16 protein-coding genes are annotated in these 19,237 nt (G+C 30.6%); all 16 read left to right on the top strand.

The window, feature by feature from the left end; all coding sequences use genetic code 11:
• The first annotated feature begins 2 nt into the window (after nucleotides 1-2).
• The 16 genes from RC62_RS20480 to RC62_RS20400 all read left to right on the top strand — a co-directional run bounded on the left by RC62_RS20480 (nucleotide 3) and on the right by RC62_RS20400 (nucleotide 19,148).
• Complete coding sequence (locus RC62_RS20480) at nucleotides 3-749, top strand: hypothetical protein (RefSeq protein WP_055098193.1); 747 nt, start codon at nucleotides 3-5, stop codon at nucleotides 747-749.
• Nucleotides 749-2,146: a DUF4280 domain-containing protein gene (locus RC62_RS20475; protein WP_055098192.1), complete on the top strand. Its 1,398-nt coding sequence runs from the start codon at nucleotides 749-751 to the stop codon at nucleotides 2,144-2,146. The genes RC62_RS20480 and RC62_RS20475 overlap by 1 nt, the downstream gene beginning before the upstream one ends.
• A 2-nt stretch (nucleotides 2,147-2,148) precedes the next feature.
• Nucleotides 2,149-3,072, top strand: a complete 924-nt coding sequence (locus tag RC62_RS20470) for a hypothetical protein (protein ID WP_157472595.1) — start codon at nucleotides 2,149-2,151, stop codon at nucleotides 3,070-3,072.
• A 79-nt stretch (nucleotides 3,073-3,151) separates the two neighbouring features.
• On the top strand, nucleotides 3,152-3,760 hold the full coding sequence (locus tag RC62_RS20465; protein WP_055098190.1) for a hypothetical protein: 609 nt from the start codon (nucleotides 3,152-3,154) through the stop codon (nucleotides 3,758-3,760).
• 176 nt (nucleotides 3,761-3,936) lie between these two features.
• Entirely contained in the window at nucleotides 3,937-4,347 is a 411-nt protein-coding gene (locus tag RC62_RS20460; RefSeq protein ID WP_055098189.1) for a hypothetical protein, read from the top strand.
• Between the two features lie 260 nt (nucleotides 4,348-4,607).
• Nucleotides 4,608-5,063, top strand: a complete 456-nt coding sequence (locus RC62_RS20450) for a hypothetical protein (RefSeq protein ID WP_055098187.1) — start codon at nucleotides 4,608-4,610, stop codon at nucleotides 5,061-5,063.
• Nucleotides 5,064-5,167: 104 nt separating this feature from the next.
• Nucleotides 5,168-5,866: a hypothetical protein gene (locus tag RC62_RS20445; protein WP_055098186.1), complete on the top strand. Its 699-nt coding sequence runs from the start codon at nucleotides 5,168-5,170 to the stop codon at nucleotides 5,864-5,866.
• Nucleotides 5,867-6,662: 796 nt separating this feature from the next.
• The gene (gene tssD, locus RC62_RS20440; protein ID WP_082421335.1) at nucleotides 6,663-7,058 is read left to right on the top strand and encodes a type VI secretion system tube protein TssD; all 396 of its coding nucleotides are present in this window, start codon (nucleotides 6,663-6,665) and stop codon (nucleotides 7,056-7,058) included.
• A gap of 425 nt (nucleotides 7,059-7,483) precedes the next feature.
• Entirely contained in the window at nucleotides 7,484-8,347 is an 864-nt protein-coding gene (locus RC62_RS20435; RefSeq protein ID WP_055098184.1) for a glucosaminidase domain-containing protein, read from the top strand.
• Nucleotides 8,334-8,990: a hypothetical protein gene (locus RC62_RS20430; RefSeq protein WP_157472593.1), complete on the top strand. Its 657-nt coding sequence runs from the start codon at nucleotides 8,334-8,336 to the stop codon at nucleotides 8,988-8,990. Before RC62_RS20435 ends, RC62_RS20430 begins: the two co-directional genes overlap by 14 nt.
• A gap of 30 nt (nucleotides 8,991-9,020) precedes the next feature.
• Nucleotides 9,021-10,790 carry a type VI secretion system Vgr family protein gene (locus RC62_RS20425; RefSeq protein ID WP_055098181.1) on the top strand — a complete coding sequence of 590 codons (1,770 nt, stop codon included), beginning with the start codon at nucleotides 9,021-9,023 and terminating at the stop codon, nucleotides 10,788-10,790.
• Nucleotides 10,791-10,798: 8 nt separating this feature from the next.
• Nucleotides 10,799-12,148 carry a hypothetical protein gene (locus tag RC62_RS20420; RefSeq protein WP_055098179.1) on the top strand — a complete coding sequence of 450 codons (1,350 nt, stop codon included), beginning with the start codon at nucleotides 10,799-10,801 and terminating at the stop codon, nucleotides 12,146-12,148.
• A 2-nt stretch (nucleotides 12,149-12,150) separates the two neighbouring features.
• A complete protein-coding gene (locus tag RC62_RS20415) occupies nucleotides 12,151-16,305 on the top strand; it encodes a DUF6531 domain-containing protein (RefSeq protein ID WP_245176855.1) in 4,155 nt (1,384 codons plus the stop codon).
• 4 nt (nucleotides 16,306-16,309) lie between these two features.
• Complete coding sequence (locus tag RC62_RS20410; RefSeq protein WP_055098177.1) at nucleotides 16,310-17,185, top strand: hypothetical protein; 876 nt, start codon at nucleotides 16,310-16,312, stop codon at nucleotides 17,183-17,185.
• Nucleotides 17,186-17,372: 187 nt separating this feature from the next.
• Nucleotides 17,373-18,068 (top strand): hypothetical protein, encoded by a 696-nt coding sequence (locus RC62_RS20405; RefSeq protein ID WP_055098175.1) that lies wholly within the window; start codon nucleotides 17,373-17,375, stop codon nucleotides 18,066-18,068.
• Nucleotides 18,069-18,533: 465 nt separating this feature from the next.
• On the top strand, nucleotides 18,534-19,148 hold the full coding sequence (locus tag RC62_RS20400; RefSeq protein ID WP_055098174.1) for a hypothetical protein: 615 nt from the start codon (nucleotides 18,534-18,536) through the stop codon (nucleotides 19,146-19,148).
• Nucleotides 19,149-19,237: the final 89 nt, after the last annotated feature.

Here is a 19,237-nt window from a genome sequence, read left to right as displayed (position 1 = left end):
GTATGAATTATTTAGATTACCATGTTGTACTTCCAGAACTTGATAAAATAAATGATTTTATATTTGAAACTGTAACAAAAGATTTTTCTAATCCTAAAAAGATTAAAAAAATAAGCTATATAAGAAAAATTGCCATTACGAGATACAAAAACAGCGGAAATGATATGCTGTTTCAATTATTTCTTTCTGAAATAGAAATCACAAGTAATTTGTCTATAGAAAATATTTTTTTTCTAAAAAAAATAGGAGCAGCTTTTGATGAAATTGAAGTAGAAATAAATGACTATGGCAAAATTATCAAAATATTAAATTTTGAAGAATTAGGGAAACGATGGGAAATTATTCGTAAAAAACTGGCTATAGATAATGTAGGTTTTGTTGCAGAATCATATATGCAGGATATTAGTAATTCATTAAAAGATGAAAAAAAGTTAATCTCCTTTTTTTCTGATTATAAAATGTTTGGTCTATATTTTTCAAGTTTATACAGAAACTCTTATGCTGTTGAGCGTCAAAAAAAAATAATAGATTGTGGGAACAATTTAATATTAGAACGTTTTTATCCAAAAAATGAAAAATTTGATAGTTATTTAATAGAAGGGATTCCTCTTGAGAATAATGAAAATAGTGATTTTGTAAAATATCAGGGCAGTATTCAATATCGAGAAAACCAAATAGAATTGGCAACATTAGAAGTAGAGAAAGAAGAATCGACCATTTTGTATAACATTAATAAAACAACACTTTAATGGCAAAACCAGATAATACTTTAAAAAGAAAAGAGCGCGAGGAAAAAGAGGATGCTGAGGATGGCTTGAAATTTGTAATTAACGGAGCCAAACTCAAATGCGACTTATGTACTGTTCCGGCAGGCGACTTAAAAGTAAATTTTGATACACCTACCATACAAGATAAAAAAGTAGCTACAGTTGTCGAGAAAGACATGAAGAGCTTAATCTTTAAAGGCAATTGTAAAAAAAGCCCCAATAGTGCCAGCCCATGTGCTTCAGTAATGAAACTTGCCGACTGGAAAGATGTAGGGACAGTATACTTTCAGGACAAATTTCCGCTGCTTCTTAAAAGTACCATAAAATGCGAATATGGAGGTGTTGATGTTAAAATCACAGACTCTGCACAACGCAATGAGGTTGAAAAGATTGATACTACAGGCGCGCCTGTGCCTAGTGTAGAAATTATAAATGTAAATGGATATTTCTACAATACAAACGGTACGTTTGAAGGAAAAGTTAACGAAACCAAAAATTCAGGAAATAGTACTGATGTATATACCTGTACAGGGAAATCTACACAAAAAGATAAGGATGGAAAAGAAATTACAACCTATAATGAAATAAAATTACTAAAAGAAAATGATGAAAATATAACGCACTCAAATTTTTGTTATATAGCCTATGTAGTAAAAATGGAAGCTGGTGAGAATGATTTGAAAGAATTAAAGTGTATTGCTTATACTAGTTTTAATCGTTCTAAAAAAGTAAAAATAAAATGGAAACAATTATTAGCAACTGCTTATTCATCAGTTGGCGATAAAAAAGAACTTAAAGAAACAAAAAATGATGAAAAATCTAAATTAACCAGACAGTCACTTTTCTATGTGCTAAATGGAGAAGATGATTTAACTAATGGAGCTGAATTCTGGGACGGTACAGATTTTCTAGCGTGGGGTAATTCAGAGACAAATCCATATAATAAACTTGGACAAAATAAATTTGATGAGTACAAATTTATTGAAATTCCAAAAGATGTATATGATGCTTTTATAGCCTCAAATGGTTCGTCTACAAGGTATGGAGATAAAGGAAATCATAATAAAAAGAATGATCAAGGCACACACGAACATATTACAAAAAAGGAAAAGAAAAAAGTATTAGGACCTGATAAAAAACCAATACTTGGAAAAGATGGTAAACCAGTATTTGAAGAAGTAGATGTTCCATCAAAAATTAAATATGAAATACCAGCAAGTGATTTTAAAGATCAGGACCATTGGAAATCAGGAAGCTTTTATTATGAAACCGGTGTCAACGAAACCTATGGAATTTCAGGTACTATAAGTGCTGGAAAAAGTATTTTTTGGAAAAAAACGAAAACGAGATTAACAAGTGAAAATGCTTCAAAAAAATGATTATGAAAAAAATGCTTATTTTAATAATTATAAGTTGTCTTACCTTATCTTTTTGTATTTCAAAGCCAGAAAAAATTGATTCAGATTATACATTAGCTTTTGTAAAAGAAATTTATATTGACAGAGACAACAGTGGTAATGAGGAAAAAGACATTAGGAATTTTATTGGTGTTTTCCCTAAAAACAAAGACACTATAACTGTTTATCAATTAAATTCAGACCTAACAGAAAAGCCACAGCTATTTTCTTATTGGGTTAAAAATAAAAATAATAATTCAGTTGTTTTCGCATGTTCAGAATCTGAACAAAATATAAAAGTTATTTTCGATAAAAATAATATAGTTAAAGTTGAAAATGATGTGTATAGTGTTAATAATCAGTATTATGATTTTTTAAAACAAAAAATATTGATAGAAAATTCAGTTTTGGATTTGGCATTCTTTTTAAAAGACGGATATGGAGATTATTCGCAATCACTTGAACCATTGAATAAAAATTGGAGGAACCAGAAAGAAAATAACTCATTTAAAATTATCTCTGTAAAAATCAAAAACAGAAATTATCAAACCGATAATCAATTTTTTGAGTATAAAATAGCTTATGAATATAAGAAAAATGGACAATTACAAAGTATTTTAAGTAATAACAGATTTAATAAAGTATTTGTAAAAGAAAGTAAAACTTATACTATATATTCTATTGAAGACGAAAAAAATGAACGAAGTAGTTCTAATGCAGAACTTTATAAAAATAAAAAAACTTTATTTGATTCTATATCGGGCAATTGGACTCAAAATTCAACGGTAAAAACATCACATTTTTTAAAGTATCAATCGAAGCTGAAACTTGTAGATGTTGCTAAGAAGCCTAGAAACTTAGATGAATCTATTAAATTATTGAAAATAGAAAAAAAAGACCTTGAATAAAAAAAGAATGTGTTTATAAATTGATTCAATAGTAAATCACATACAAAATGGGCTAAAGAATTTTTTAATATGATGCAGAATGTATAAACAAATAATTTTTATTATTGTTTTGTTAGTTAATCAACTAATTGATGCACAAGAAAACGTAAATAAGCTACCGGTGTATAATAAAACGGAAATGATAGGTTCGTTATACACGCATACAACGTTAAAAGAATGTGATGGATGTTATGTATTAGATAAGATTAAAATTTTCAATAAAGTGATTGTCGTTAAATCAGAAGCACGAATAATTGGAATAGAGGGCAAAAGTCAGTTTGAAAAATTGTACACTGTTGAGCATATCCAAAAAGGGAAAAATATTATAATTACGTTCAATAATACAATGAACTCAACGTCTAATAAAATATACATAAAAAAAATACAGGGGCAACTTATTATTTGTAAGCAGTTTAGTTATAGCAATTCGTCTGTTTCAATAAAAATAGGGGAAAACGATTATTCAAATTACCCATCAAATTTTATTTGTTCGCAAAATATTAGCAAAAAGATTATTAATGATACTTTAGACATAAAAGATTTATTTAAATATAAAGAAAGTAAAGAATGTTTTCATTGTCCAAATAAATACTCTTTAGATGAATGCATAATAATGAAAAATAGCAATCAAAAATTCAAATGGGATTAAGAGCCAAAATAGGCAAAGAAAAATTCTTACTTTACTTATTAATCGATTTACTGTTTTCGAAATATCGTATGAAAAAAAAATAGCTTTTTTTAATCCTTTTATTACTAGTACATTTCATTTCTACTGCACAGAAAAATAATGCAAAAATTAAATATTCGGTTAGCAATGAAAAAACTTTGCAGTATAGAGAAAAAGTTATTGATCGAGACACTTTAACTGGATATGGTCCAAGTGTTAAGATTTTTTTTAAAAATAAATTAAGCCTTAACTTGTATTTTGTTGATGATAAAACATTTCTAAACAATAAATTACTTTACTGTTTTAAAAATGTTCAATATTATGAATCTCTAGTGTTTTTAAGTTTTAATAATAAAGAATTCTTATATATCTATCCCCATTACTATGGACGCGTAGGTTCTTATATATGGTCCGAATTAGGAGTTCTAATTGAGATAAAACCAGTGCCTATTATTAAAGAAAATATGGATTACTTTGAAGATAATGAAGTCGAAAGCATGATGAAGTTTAAGAATTACAAAATAAAAAGCCTTAAAAACAAAACTTGTGCTGATGGTTCTATTAATTAAATGAACTTTAGTAAATACTGTAGCTGACAAAATAAATGAGAAAAAAATAAAAAATGGTGTATATATAATTTTGGGTTTCAACGGTGGTGATAACGGATTTGATCATAGAAAGAGTAATTTAAAAAAGATATTAAAGATCTTGAATGTAAAAGCAAGCTGTATAAATTTAAATGGGAAACAAATCGGAGAATATAAATACGATACAAGTGATATGAAAAATACGAAATGGGGAAAAGATAACAAACAAAGTATACAAAGTCATGACGATTAAGAAAATAATAATTTTAGTTTTAGTTATTTTAAATTATTCTTTGGGTGTTGCTCAAGAAAAAGAATCAGGTTATTTTGACAATGATAACATTGAAGATACATTAGAATATAAATTCGTGAGCGATTCAATTGATGGACCAATTTACGAATGTAAAATTATAGTTGGTAATGGTAAAAAATATAGTTTTAATCTAGGTGTCGGATTTGAAGGTATTAGTTTTTTTAATTGTGGGAAAGGATGTATAGAAACAAGTCAAACAAAAGTAGGTATGATGGGATTTGATGTTTCAGAAATTTATAAATACAAAAAAGAATATGATAATTGGATATTAGAAAAAAGAACAACTACGTATGTTGATAAAAAAAAGGAAGTTTACAAACCTAAAAATCCAACAGGTATTGATGGAAAAGAATATAAAATCAAGAAGGGAACAAAGAAAAAATAGATTATAAAAAGCAAAAAAATAGTGGTGATGAAGAGCTGCAAAAAATCCTTGAAGAAGAGGAAAAAGAATCCTGCAAACAAAGGAGAAGTAAAAGCTAAAAAGAAATGACAAGCAAATTTATAACATTAATACTTATATTTTTTTCAATTTCAGTAAATAGTCAAAACCTTAAGATTTTAAGAGATTCTGTATTTGTAGATTCTGGCTTCTTGGTAATTGAAGAATTAAAAATTAATTCAAATATTGAAAAAGCAAATAATAAAATATATTCAATTACTCAAAGTACTTATGAAATATTTGAAAAACCTTTTGTAGGTAAACCGGAACAAAGGATCAAAATGAAAAAGGATACAATCTCTAATCGTATTTTGAAAAATACTTTAAGAGAGGCAAATTCAGGATTTGAACATTATGAAATTTACTATGATCAAAATAATATCATTAATATTTCGATTGCAATACAGTCCTATGAATCACCGTGGGAAGCGATTCACTATTATTGTTTTGACTTAAACAATGGTCAACGAGTTGGAATAAATTTATTTGTAGCTCAACAATCACTTTTAAAAAAAATTGAAAAAAAATTAAAAGACCAAGAAATAGAATTGGCAATAAAACCAAATAATCTATTAAATTTTAAAATAATTACTGACAAGAATAAAAACATTTCAGGTATTGATTTTTCAATTTTTGATACTAAAAACTACAGGAATAGTGGATATGAAGAATTCACTGTTCACTTTGAATGGAAAGAAATTGAAAAATATATTTCACCCATATTCAAAAAGCGATTATCGAAATAAGAATTGAAGTTAAAATTATGGGAACTAAAATAAAAAAGTACATACAAAATGAATTTAGATTAGTGCTAATTTTTATTTTAATTTCTAATTTATCAAATGCCCAAGATAGGAGTAAAATCGGTTACATGAAAAATATGCATTTGATTATTGTTTATATATAAATTATAATAGAGTAGATTCAACTTATCTCTATAAGTATAAAATAAAGGATAAGTCAAGTACTGAGTTTTCTATTTTAGGTAAAATAACCGAGAATGAACAAAAAGCGATTAGAGATTTTATAAAAAAAGAAACAGAAAAATTCTATTCGATGAAGCATTTATATTATTCAGAAGAAGAGAATAGTAATATCATAGTTGCTAAGTGCTTTTATTTTTATGAATCTAAAGAATTAGATAAATACGTTAAAAAAATATTGAAGAAATAAGAAATACAAAAGATAGCTGCTTTTTAGTTAAAATTTGAAATTTATACAATCATATAAATTCTGGGCAAGCCCAGTAAATTCAGCATTCTTACATATTTCAATTGTTTTAAGAAAATATATTTTCCTTTTTTTGATGAAAAAGATTACGAATAAGCTTGTTTGTTTCGTTTATATTTGTATATTCGTACAAACAAATTGATTGCGAATCACCCTCATCTTCCTACAAGAAGCAATTAAAAAAAAGTACATTAGTACAAAAAAGAGGTATTCTAAAATCATGTAGAATACCTCTTTTTTTTGTTAATACTAGTCATACAAAATAAAAGAGGGTTCTAAAAAACATTTTTTAACAACTTAATTATTTTTATTATGGCATTTAAAGCAATTTTAGAATTCGAAGGAAACGAGTACCAAGTATTATTCTCAAAAGTCGATATGTTAAGACATACTGACGGTAAAGGAGCAGTTTCATCTGAAATTAAAGGAGGTAGATTAAACCTAAGATTAAAATCTACAGACAATACTACTGTTATTGAGCAGGCAGTAAACAGTCAACACAAACCGGTAAGTGGAAAAGTAAAATTTTTCAAAGCTGATTCTGAACAAGTAATGAAAGAACTTTCTTTTGAAAATGCTTTTATTGTTTTCTTCAGCGAGCAACTTGACGCTATGGCAGAAACTCCAATGACTACTGAGATCACTTTCTCAGCAGAAAAAATTACATTAGGTAATGCAACATTAGATAACAATTGGGCTAAAATCTAATTTTTCCCATTTAAGCAAGAAGCGGTATTTTACCGCTTCTTGTTTTCTATATATTATATTTTAATGTTGTTTGTGATATTAATTATTGAATAATATTGAACTTGTATTTATTTCTTTTAAAAGTAAAAGAGATTATGCTTTGCACCATTGATTGAAGCAGTTTTGCTTATTTAAGCTTCAGGATTTATTACTACAATGGTTTGGTCAGTTTTTCTTCTTCATATAGAATATTAAGTATGTCCTAAACATACTTTTTATGCAGGATTTATATTAAAAAATAATTTCAATTAAGGAATTTTTAGATATATCTACAATCAAATAAAAGCAATAGTCTTCGATGATACCACTAAAAGTAATTTTCAGCACAGACCTTAAAAAGAGATCTTATTTTAAGGGTATTGACTTATACCAAATTAATAAATACCATGGCTAAATCTTCATCTTCAGGAAAACATAAAAATGCCAGTTTGTTGGGAGTTAAAGGCCCTCAATATAATCGGCAAACAGGTCAATGGGAAAATACAGATAAGCTGGACGCAATGATGCAACGAAGAAGCGTGCAAAGTTATCGTGTTGCAGAAGATGCTAAATCTAAAAATATAATCTCGTCAGTTAAAAAAGAAAAACCTGTTCACCATCAATTTTTGACAACAATTGCCATTGATATTTATGATTTTGCAAAAGCAAAAGGAGCATCTGCAAAGGGAGCATTGCTTGTATTAGCACAGGCAAGTTTAGAAAGTGGATATGGAGTATCTGCAATAAAAAATGATGATTATAATTTATTTGGAGTAATGGGAAAACCTTCTAAAAGAAGTACTTCACATGGTTCTGTTAAAGACTATTCAGGATTGGGAGGATATCAGGCCGCCTTAACGGATTATTTTAATAAAATAAATAAAAACTGGAGCTATTTTTCAACCATAATAACTCAGGATACTATAACATCAGACGATATTGACAAAGCTTTTAACACAGGAAAATATTATCCAACAGATAAAGAAAGGCATGCTGGTAAATATACCTATAATGCTGATAAGGATAGTGCGGGAAAGAATCATTATGGAGAACATTTATTAAAACAGATAGGTGATTTTAAAAAACGTTTCAAAAAAAGTTTAGAATATCAAATTGAAGTTAATAAAGAGAGGTTAAAGGAAATAAACGGACTGTTAACAAACAATTCCATTTTATTTACAGATCCGGGAAAAATTAAACTAGAGGATGAAAAAAGGTTACTTATTAGTCAAAACGAAAAATTCAATTCTATTTCAAATGAAATTAACTAACTTTTTTAAACTCAAAATAATTTTAATTGTTTTTGTTTTTCTTGGATGTAATGCAAAGACCAAAGAAAAAGATGTTTCAAAACAGATAGTCAAAAATGAGCAAAATAAATTAGAAATTGACAGTCTTGAAGTTAAAGACAAACAAGGGGTTTTATATACCATTAAGTATTTTAATGATACTATTTATGTAGATCAGGGGAAAAAAAATATCCTTAAAATAGGATATCTAAATCGGTTAGATCGTGCATTTCCTGTAAATGGTCTTATTGTAAATGATAAATCTGCAGATTGTTATATCACAGACAATCAGATCCTTTTATTGCCCTTAAACGAAATCAATAACCGAATAAATTTATTTGCAATTGATTTAAAAATTAAAAAGGAAATTAACTATCAATTTAATGACACATCTGATATAATTACAACCGCTATAAATGCTTTTTATTTTAATGAAAAAACCAATATAATAATAAGCACAAATAGTTTGAATTATGAAGGAAAAACAACTGTTCATTATTATAAAATAGGTAAAAGTCTAATAAAACACCAAGGCACCAAAGAATTGGATTTAACACCTGAGATGCTTGAAAGCAATGAAGTACTTGCTAAGTTTTTAAATACACGCAATAATAATATTCCTTAGGAACAGCTACTAATACAAAAAAAATAAACTATGACACCACCAACAATAATTTTTGGAATAGATTCTAAAAAAATAAGTCACTTTACCAGTATTGAGTTAGTACAAGTAATAAATGACCATCACCGATTTGAAATTCTTGTTCCACATGCTGCAGTCGAAAGTCCATTGGCATATACACTGGAAAATGCACAGGCATGGCTGGGCAAAGTCGTACATATAGTGCTGGAAGAAAAGAATAATTTTCTGGGTGTGGTTACCAATATTGATTTCGATCAGGAAATGGGACATTCAGGCAATCAAATTATAGTGTCAGGATATTCTAAGACCATATTATTAGAGTCCGGTGAAAAATTACATTCCTGGGAAGAACTGACTTTAAAAGATATTGTAAAAGAGGTGGTAAAAAATGGGGCAGGAGAGCAATTGCAAAACGAGATAAACCCTGAGTATACCAGTAAGATGGATTATCAGAATCAATACCTTGAAACAGATTTTCAGTTTATTCAGAGATTGGCAAAACAATTTAACGAATGGCTCTATTATGATGGCGAAAAGTTAATATTTGGTAAGCCTAAAAGTTTTGATAGTCCTATATCGTTAACCTATAATAGTGATATTTCTAAGCTAAAAATATCAGTTCAGGCAGTGCCTAATAAATTTAGCGCTTTCACCTACAACGAAAGTGCTGATAAACGCTATACTGCAAAATCGAAAGACACAGTAGGAGGTTTGCCAAAATTAGGTAATGAAGCATTTGCGAGTTCAAAAGAGGTATTTGCAACGCCTGCGTATACACACGGTATAGTGAGTACAGGTGATGATCTGGTTTTAGAATCTTTCTTAAAAAAGAAACAGGAAAGTGCAGCTGCCGATACTAATTTTGTTTCAGCAACAACAAAAAATTCCAAATTAAGAATAGGAAGTATTGTAACCATACAATCGAGTGTTTTAGAAAATAAAAGTTTGATGACACAAGAAGTAGGTTCTTTTATAATTACAGAAATTAGTCATTATGCTACACATTTAGGAGAGTATGAAAATAATTTCAGAGCTATACCTTCAAAAGTATTGAGCTTGCCGGAACCGGATGTAGCGTATCCAATTGCGCAAACACAGCAAGCTTTAGTAGAAAGTAATACAGATCCTCAAAATAAAGGACGAATCAGAGTACAGATGCTTTGGCAGCAAGGAACTCAAATGAAAACTGCCTGGCTGCGTGTTATGACCCCTGATGCCGGTAGTAGTGATAAAGTAGGAACCAATAGAGGAATGGTCTTTATTCCGGATGTTGGAGATCATGTAATGGTGCACTTTCGCTATGGCGATCCTAACAGGCCTTTTATTTTAGGTAGTGTTTTTCACGGTAAAAGCGGCGGCGGCGGCGGAAAAGACAATAATAAAAGAAGCTTTGCCACCAGAGGAGGAACTTCACTTGTTCTCGACGAAGAAAAAAACACCTTTACAGCTACTGATCCCAGTGGTAATATGATAATGCTTAACGGAGACGGAACAATGACCATTTATGCACCAAATAAGGTCGACATACAATCAAAAGAAATAAATCTAATTGCTGATGAAAAAGTAAGCATCAGCGGAGTAAATGAAGTAAGTGTTGATAGTAAAAAAGTACTCGTTTCAGGCACAGATGAGGTGACGGTTAAAAGTGACACACAAATTACAGATGAAGCGCCTAGTATTAATATAAAAGGGAAAAATACCATTTTGGCAGAAGGAACGGTCGTTGATATAGATGGTAAAACAATGACTAATGTCAAAGGTGGAGTTGTAAATTTAAATTAAAATCAAAAATGAATAATGCTCATAATCCTATTGCTGTAAGGGTCGAAAACATTCAAAAGATTTGGAATAAAACCAGAAGAGAGAAACCAAAAGCACAAATATTCAGTATGGTTTGTTCTACAGAAGATTTTCCTTTACTGGATGGCTTTATTCGCTTGGAATCTTCTGCATATGGCAAATCAGAGGATTCATTTGTTGCCTTTATGATTGATTTTTATGATAAAAAAGATTTTTACATCACCATTATAGAACAATGGATATTGACTTTTGAAGAAGACCTCAAAAAAAATCCCGGTTGGAAATGGGAAGACTTTGACTTTTTTAAACAAATATTACCTGAAATAAAGAAGCTAAACATCCAAAACCTTAAAGATTTTTATATTAAAATGCTAGTAAGTTTTAAAGAGTTTGAGGCAAAAACCGACAACCTTTTAATCGTTAGTTTTTTAATAAAAAAAGCCAGTGATCCTGATTTATTACTAGAAAGTATAAAAGAGCTTGCAATCTTACTGCCCGAAAATATAGGGTTTTTGTTTCTGGATTATAAGGAAAGAAAACTATATAATAAACTAATTGATTCTGTAAAACAAAAAGGAATCATAATAGAAATCCCCAATCAGGAGATAAACAAGGCATACAAAGAAATAGCCACACAAGGTAACCCAAATGATCCACAGGTGCGCTATAGAAAATGCCTGTTTGAAATTGGTGAAGCTGCAAAAGACAAAAAAAAAGAGAAAGTAAAAAAACTGGGTAACGAACTTATTGATATTAGCAAGAGTACTGGAGAAATCAGTTTTTGGGCCTCATCGTTTCTTATTTATGCCAGTTTTTTATTTCAGTTTAAAGATGAAAAAGAACTTATTCAGGAACTATTGGATAAGGGAATAAAAATAACGACATCTTTCTATAAAGAGAAAGAAGATATTGCCGGGATCTTAATACAATTATTATCCTATAAAGGTTCTCATTACAGCATTACCGGAAATTCGGATTTAGCAATACAGTATTTTTTAAAGCAAGTAGCAATTGCTAAAGAAATAGGGCAGGAAATGCAAGTTATAAATGGTTATAATTATGCGTTATTACTGGCAGCAAAAAAACGTAATGACCAATATACTGAAATTCTAAACGATGCTTTTGAGTATGGATATGCTTTAACAGATGAAAGCCTGAAAATAATCAATTTTACGTTTATAGCCAACAGCTATTTAGAGAATGACCCTAAAATAACGTATGCAGAAAAAGAAGCTATTGACAATAGGATGGTAACCATTTTTGGAGAAAACTGGAAAGACAACCCAAAACAAATTGCAAAACAAATAGAGAAGGAATATCAATTAAACAACACCTATTAATTATGTTATTGACCGATAATCATTTGACTATGGTCGTGGGTATAGATATCCATTTTACGACCTTACCGCCATTTAATCCGTTTCATCCTTATATAGGTATTGTTATTGATCCAGCCGATTATATTCCGTTTTTAGGTACCAGCGTACATGTAAATGGTTTTAAACGTGGAAACTCAGACACCGGCGGAATTATAATTCCACTGGTACACATTCCGCTTTTCACACCGCCCTGGCTTATGACCCCGATTATTGGTCATGAAAGCATGAACTTTTTTGCATCCCAGACCGTTTTCTCAGACAGTACCAGAATGAGTCCCAAAGGACATATGCTGATGACTTGTAATGATATTGGGATTCCGTTATCCATGTCCATTGGTAAAACCAAAATAGGCAAGAAAATGTTACCGTTTGCCCCAACCCTTTTTGCCCCAACATCATTTTCCTTGCCTATTCCTACCGGAAAACCCGTTATGGTTGGAGGTCCATATCCGCCTGATTGGGGAGGTATGCTAACCGGATTACTCGCCAGTATAGGATTTAGTACCCTGATGAAATATGGAAAAAAAGCATTCAATAAATTACTAAAAGGATCCGTTGGTCCCAACTGGCTTAGTAAATTGTTGTGTAAGGCAGGTTTTGAACCGGTAAACCTTATTAATGGAGCCGTGATTTATGAAGGCAGCGATTTTGATATCGCAAGCCCCATCACACTTAACTGGGAGCGCCGCTGGTACTCAGACTCACAATATGTGGGTTGGCTGGGTCATGGCGTACATTGCGTATATGATAGGGCTGTAGAGCTATATCCGGAAGATGATGCCCTAGGACTTCGTATGGATGATGGAAGAATTGTAGCTTTTCCTGCGCTGATGCCAGAGGAAGAATTTTACCTCCGTCAGGAAAAAACAACCCTGAAACGAACCGCAGACGGATATCAGGCATACGATCATAAAGGCAAACTTTTTTATGATTTTACCCTTTTTAACGGTAAAAAATACCAGCTGACCAAAATATCGAATCATGACCGAATAGCCATAGTTTTTAAATTTACAGGTTATACCCTAAACAGTATCATCGATGCCGCGGGAAGAACCATCATGGTAAATACCAAAGATGGCTTCATACACAATTTAGAATTGGTAGGTCCTGAGCAGAACGAACTTTTGATCATGTATCAGTATGACGAAAATCAGGACATGACTGCCATTATAGATGCTTTGGGCAAACCAACCGTGATCGAATACCAAAACCACCTGATGGTAAAAAAAACAGATCGAAACGGTCAGGCTTTTTATTGGGAATACGACTCAGAGAACCGTTGTGTACACACCTGGGGCGATGGAGGCTGGCAGGAAGGCTGGATCGAATACCACACTTATGAAGGGTATAATCTGGTAACAGATGCCAACGGAGCCATAACCACCTATTATTATGAACCAAGCCAGCTCGTAACACAGGTAAAAGATCCTATGGGCAACAGTGTATTTTATGACTACACGGAGTTTATGGAACTGTATCGTGAGATCGATCAGGAAGGACGCATTCTGGGTTTTAATTATGACGATAAGGGCAATAAAATAAGCACCACTTATCCTGACGGTACCGAGGAAATGATGCTTTACGATGACGAAAACCGCCCATCGATTGCCATAGATCCGGAGGGACATAAAACCATCTATTTATACAAAGACCAAAAGCCACACCAGCTTAAAACCATTATAGCACCTGATAAAACCAGTACGCATTTTACTTATTATGCAAACGGATTATTGGCGAGCGTTGCCAAAAACAAGAACGAACTCGAACTCGTCTATGATCAGCAATACAACCTGATCGAATGGCGGGAGAACGACCAAAAACTAAAATCCTGGGATTACGATTATCGAGGACGCGTGAAGGCAATTTATACCCCAATGCAAATGGCAGATTATTTTAGCTATGATGCGCTTGACAGGGTACAGAAAATCATCGAGAAAGACAGCAATATCATAGAATTTGACTATGATAATTATGAGGAAGTAATCGCTTTAAAAGACAATAAAAACAATATTAAGTTTACGTATACTCCATTAGGAAGCCTTTCTACGCGGGAACAAAACGGCGTAAAAGTTCGTTTTGATTATGATAAGATGGAACAGCTTGTAGGGATTAAAAACGAAGACCACGAAGCCTATTATTTTACCAGAAACAAAGCCGGATATATCATTCGTGAAACGGCTTTTGACGGTATCGTAAAAAAATACAACCGCAACCTTGCCGGCGAAGTTACCCGAATAGACCATGGAGGCGGAAAATATACAGATTATGAGCAGGATGCCTTAGGGCGCATTACCAGAGCAGATTATCACGACGGTACCTGGGAGATTTATACCTATAACAAAAACGGACAGCTGGTAGAAGCCACCAACCAAAACGTAAGCATTTATCTGGAACGTGATGCTGTAGGACGCATTATAAAAGAAACCCAAAAACAGCAGCTGGATGCCAACGAAAATGGTATAACACTTATATCGACCTATAATACCTTAGGGCATCGGACCAACATAAGTACAAGTCTTGGAGCTGATATCAATACACATTTCAACCAGAAAGGACAACTGGAACGTATTGAAGCCCAGAGTAAAGAACTGAAAGAACAGCACAAAGCTTGGGAAACTACATTAAAACGAGATGAGCTAGGGCGTGAAATAGAGCGTTTTGCCACAGGCGGACTGCATATAAAAACGAGTTATAACAACAACGGGAAACAAAAAGAGCAGGAAGTATTTGCCAATGGCAAACGCACGGGATCCCGCTATTATAACTGGGATACTAACCAGCAGTTGCGAAGTGCGGTAAACCAAATGACCCAAAGTTTGACCTATTTTGATTATGATGATTTTGGTAACCTTGCCAAAGCCAGTTATGACGGAAAAGAAGATTTGTATAAAACCCCTGATGCAGTAGGTAATTTATACAAAACCGCAGACCGTAGTGATCGCAAATACGGCAAAGGCGGTAAACTGCTTAAGGACGAAAAGTACTATTACAAATACGACGACTTGGGGAATTTGGTGCACAAAAGCCCGCGTGATATTACTAAACCTTTAGTTTTTGAAAAACCAACCAATTTTTTTGATAAATTGATAGGCAATAAAACCGAAGAAAAAAGTTTACAATACGAACACGAACAATGGCAGCAAGGTGATACAGCATATTCATGGCTGGCTAACGGAATGCTAAAAAGTGTAACAAACCCTGATGGAAAAAAAATACGTTTTGAGTATGATGCTCTGGGAAGACGTACCGCAAAAATTGCAAACAAAGAAATTTTTAGGTACTTTTGGGATGGTAACGTTCTTATTCACGAATGGAAATACGATCTAAAAGAAAGACCTAAACTTGTTGTTGATGGTGATCATTTGATTTATGATAAACCAGAACCAATAGACAATTTAATAACATGGGTTTATGAAGGAGGCTCTTTTGTACCAAGTGCTAAAATAATTGGTGAGCATAAATTTAGTATCGTAAATGATTATATTGGTCGCCCTATTCAAGCTTATAATGAAGTTGGAGATGTTGTTTGGGAAACTGATTACGATATATATGGAGGTTTAAGAAATCTAAAAGGCGATAGAGATTTTATACCTTTTAGACAATTAGGTCAATATGAGGATATAGAAACATCATTGTATTATAATCGTTTTAGATATTATAGTGCTGAGAATGGAGTTTATTTGAGTCAAGATCCAATACGATTAAAAGGAGGTATTAATTTGTATGGATATGTATTTGACTCTAATTTCTGGATTGACATTTTTGGGCTAACTGGTACATATTTCTTTACTGATGGTACAACTTCTTACGTAGGGAAAGGTCCTTCTGATCGTATGTATACATCCATGGGGCAAAGAGTTGGAGGTTCTTCAAATGTAACTCAAGGCCTACATGTGGATTACGCAAGTAATGATATGGGGTTAATGGTTGAATCAGAACTTATGGATAGACATAACGCTGTATCTGATACAAATTTTGCCAATCAGATAAATTCTCCTGGGAAAAAAATGTTAGATGATGCTAAAATAAATAATCCTACACTTTATAATCAAGTGATTCAAAATGCAGATGATTTTGAACTAGAATACAAAAAAGTAAGTGGAATAAAATGTAAATAATAATATGGATTTAAAAATAAGAGAGAATGATAATGGCAAATATGTTGTAATCTATTCAAATAATTTTTCTGAAGGAATAGATTTCGTTTTCCAGAATAAAATATCACAAATTCAATTAAAAGGAACTGTTGGTAAAATTGAACAAAAAATAGATTTTAGTTTAATTGAAAAGGTTTCAAATCAAATAAAAATTCTAACTATATCAAACTTAAATGACACTCAAATAGAAAATTTAGAAAGTATTTATAATTTAATTTTTTTGGAAATACTGTTCGTTCCTGAGAAACTTAATTTTAAACTTGATATTTTAAAATTTGAAAATTTAATTCAATTTGGAGGAGTGTTTTCGCCTAAAATACTCAACTTAAATAAACATGAAAAATTACAATCATTAGTAATCTCTTCTGGTTATCCTACAGAGAATCTGGACTTTCTATGTAATCTTAAATATGTCCAAAAGTTGCATCTTTATAAAGCAAATAAACTTGAGAACTTAAAAGGAATTGAAAAACTAAGTAGTTTATTTGAAATTTCGATTGGGTACAATTCAAAAATAACTTCTGTTTTAGAGATTAATGATTCAAAAGTGGAAAAATTAATAATTGAAAAATGTAAAAATTTATTGGATTTTTCATTTTTAAAAGAGAACAAGCATATTAAAGAATTATTCATTGATAATATAAAATCTATTGAATTTATTACTGCAATGCCAAACTTAGAAATAATAAATTTTTGGGATTGTAAAGATGGAAATATGAGACCTTTACTAGAAGCAAAAAAGTTAAAACAAATAAACTTTTATCCTAACAAAAAACATTATTCCCATACAATTGAAGAAATAATAGAAATAACTGGTGCTAGGAGAGGTCGAAATGTTTAATTGAATTCCAAAAAGATGTGGAGGTAATTTTGACATTAGAAAACATAAATTATCAAGAAGAAGTTTAGAAGGGGAGTCTAATACTTAAAATACTGTACAATTAATAATGCAAATTTGACAAAAATATTTAGATGTTGCCGATGAGCATTTGCAAACAAAAAGAAAGTGCCATTAATTTAAATTTAATATGTCAAAAAGAGCAACACCTTGGAAAGAAGGTAAAATTGTTAGTGTAGAAACAAGAAAAGGAATATTTATATTAGCTCAAATGTTAAAAGATCCTTTTTTACGATTTTATAAAGTGTTTAGAGAAGATGAAAATTGGGGAAAAGTCGATACAGGTATATTTGATACATTAACTGTTAGTGCCGTAACAGGACAATTCTTGAAATCAAGTAATATAACAGAAATAAAAGGAGCAATACCAGATACAGTTAGAGAAGATCCAGATACGTGGATTGATCAAAATAAAGGAACTAGAACTGTTAGAGTATGGGAAAATACAGAGAAAGAAAAAGAATTTATAATTTTAGGAAAAGAAGCTGGAGGTAGTTTAGTTAAAAAAAATCTATGGTGGTCGCCAACACCTGGTAATACAACAAGACCTCATCCAAGCGGTGTCATTGATTCTGTAGTATTGGAGGATATCCCATTAAATGCGAATGATATAATTAATGCACATGATTTAACTAATTTGGCTGTTTATCCTTCATTAAATGAAAGGCTTTATTTATGCTATAAGTTAGATAAAAATATAGATCCTTATAAAGATTTGGTTTTCAATAGAGAAATCCCTGAAGAATATAGTGTTGCAATAGATATTTTGTCTGCAGGAGGGAATGCTGAAAAAAAAGAATATATATTAAATACTTATTTTAGATAATTTAGTTGACTCAATCTTTTAGGCTGTTATAAGTAAACAAGAAATAACAAAACCCGCTTTTAGCGGGTTTTTGTTTAACAAATAATTTTTTTAAAAGTATTTTGTAATCTTATATTAATGTAAGATAATTCTATTAATTTTGTAAGATTTTAATTCAGTCGATAAAAGGGTAAAAGACAATTATGGACCTTTAAAAATGTGTAAATAATAAATAGTATGGATATAGATAATATTGAAATTAACGATTTAAAAAATAATCTTAATCGAATTTTAAGTGATAAAATAATTGCAATTGAAAGAAATTTTTGTAATAATTTATTTAATTGGTAGATGATGCCATAGAGGCATAACATAGAGGCATAACTTATAAACGGATTAGACAACTTTTTTAAAGTTGCCTAATCCATTTAAACAAATTGGAAAGAATGCTTTTTTTGAAAAAGTATAGAATAAAATGGCATTGATATGGAGAGAACAATAAGTCCTAAAATAAAAAAACAATTAGATATTATCTTAGAGTTGAAAACTCAAATAAATACTTGGAAGTCTTATAATGAGCAAGAAGTTTTTCAAATAGTTAAAGAATTCGAGAAAAAGCCGAGAGATGAAGGATCATTTTGGTTTGAAGAAATCTTATCTAATAAAGAGCTGGCTTCCGATTTGGTTAATATTGGAAATAAATATTCAGAAAATACAAAAATGAATGTTTATATTGTTTCTGCATTAGGAAATATGATTAAAAGATATAAACTTGAATCCTCTGAAGAAATTTTTAATTATTTTTTAGAAAAAGCTCAAACAAAAGGAGTTGAACTTTATGTGTCTTTTTTTTTGCCGTACTTGCCTCAATTTGAAAAGTATGAAAGAAAATGGGAATATATTATGTCTATTAAAAATATAAAACCTTTAAAAGATTCTGAAATCTCATTTAAAGAAAGAATTGATTATTTTTTAAATCAGTTACCTATTAAATATGTAGAAGAAACAATCACTTTTTTTGAACAATCCATTAACGAAGCCAAAAGTGATTATTCGAAAAATATGTACAGAGAATTAATTGAAAAATTGCAAATGAAATAATTTTTAAGGTATAATTTTTCAAATGATTGCGTTAATAAAACAAGTACATAATTTGAAAATAATAAAGTTGAAAGTATAAAAGATAATTT

Origin of the sequence: Flavobacterium aquidurense, assembly GCF_001404985.1 — a bacterium.
Lineage (GTDB): Bacteria > Bacteroidota > Bacteroidia > Flavobacteriales > Flavobacteriaceae > Flavobacterium > Flavobacterium aquidurense_B.
The sequence above is the reverse complement of the archived record's forward strand: the minus strand, read 5'-3'. Positions and strand labels throughout refer to the sequence as shown.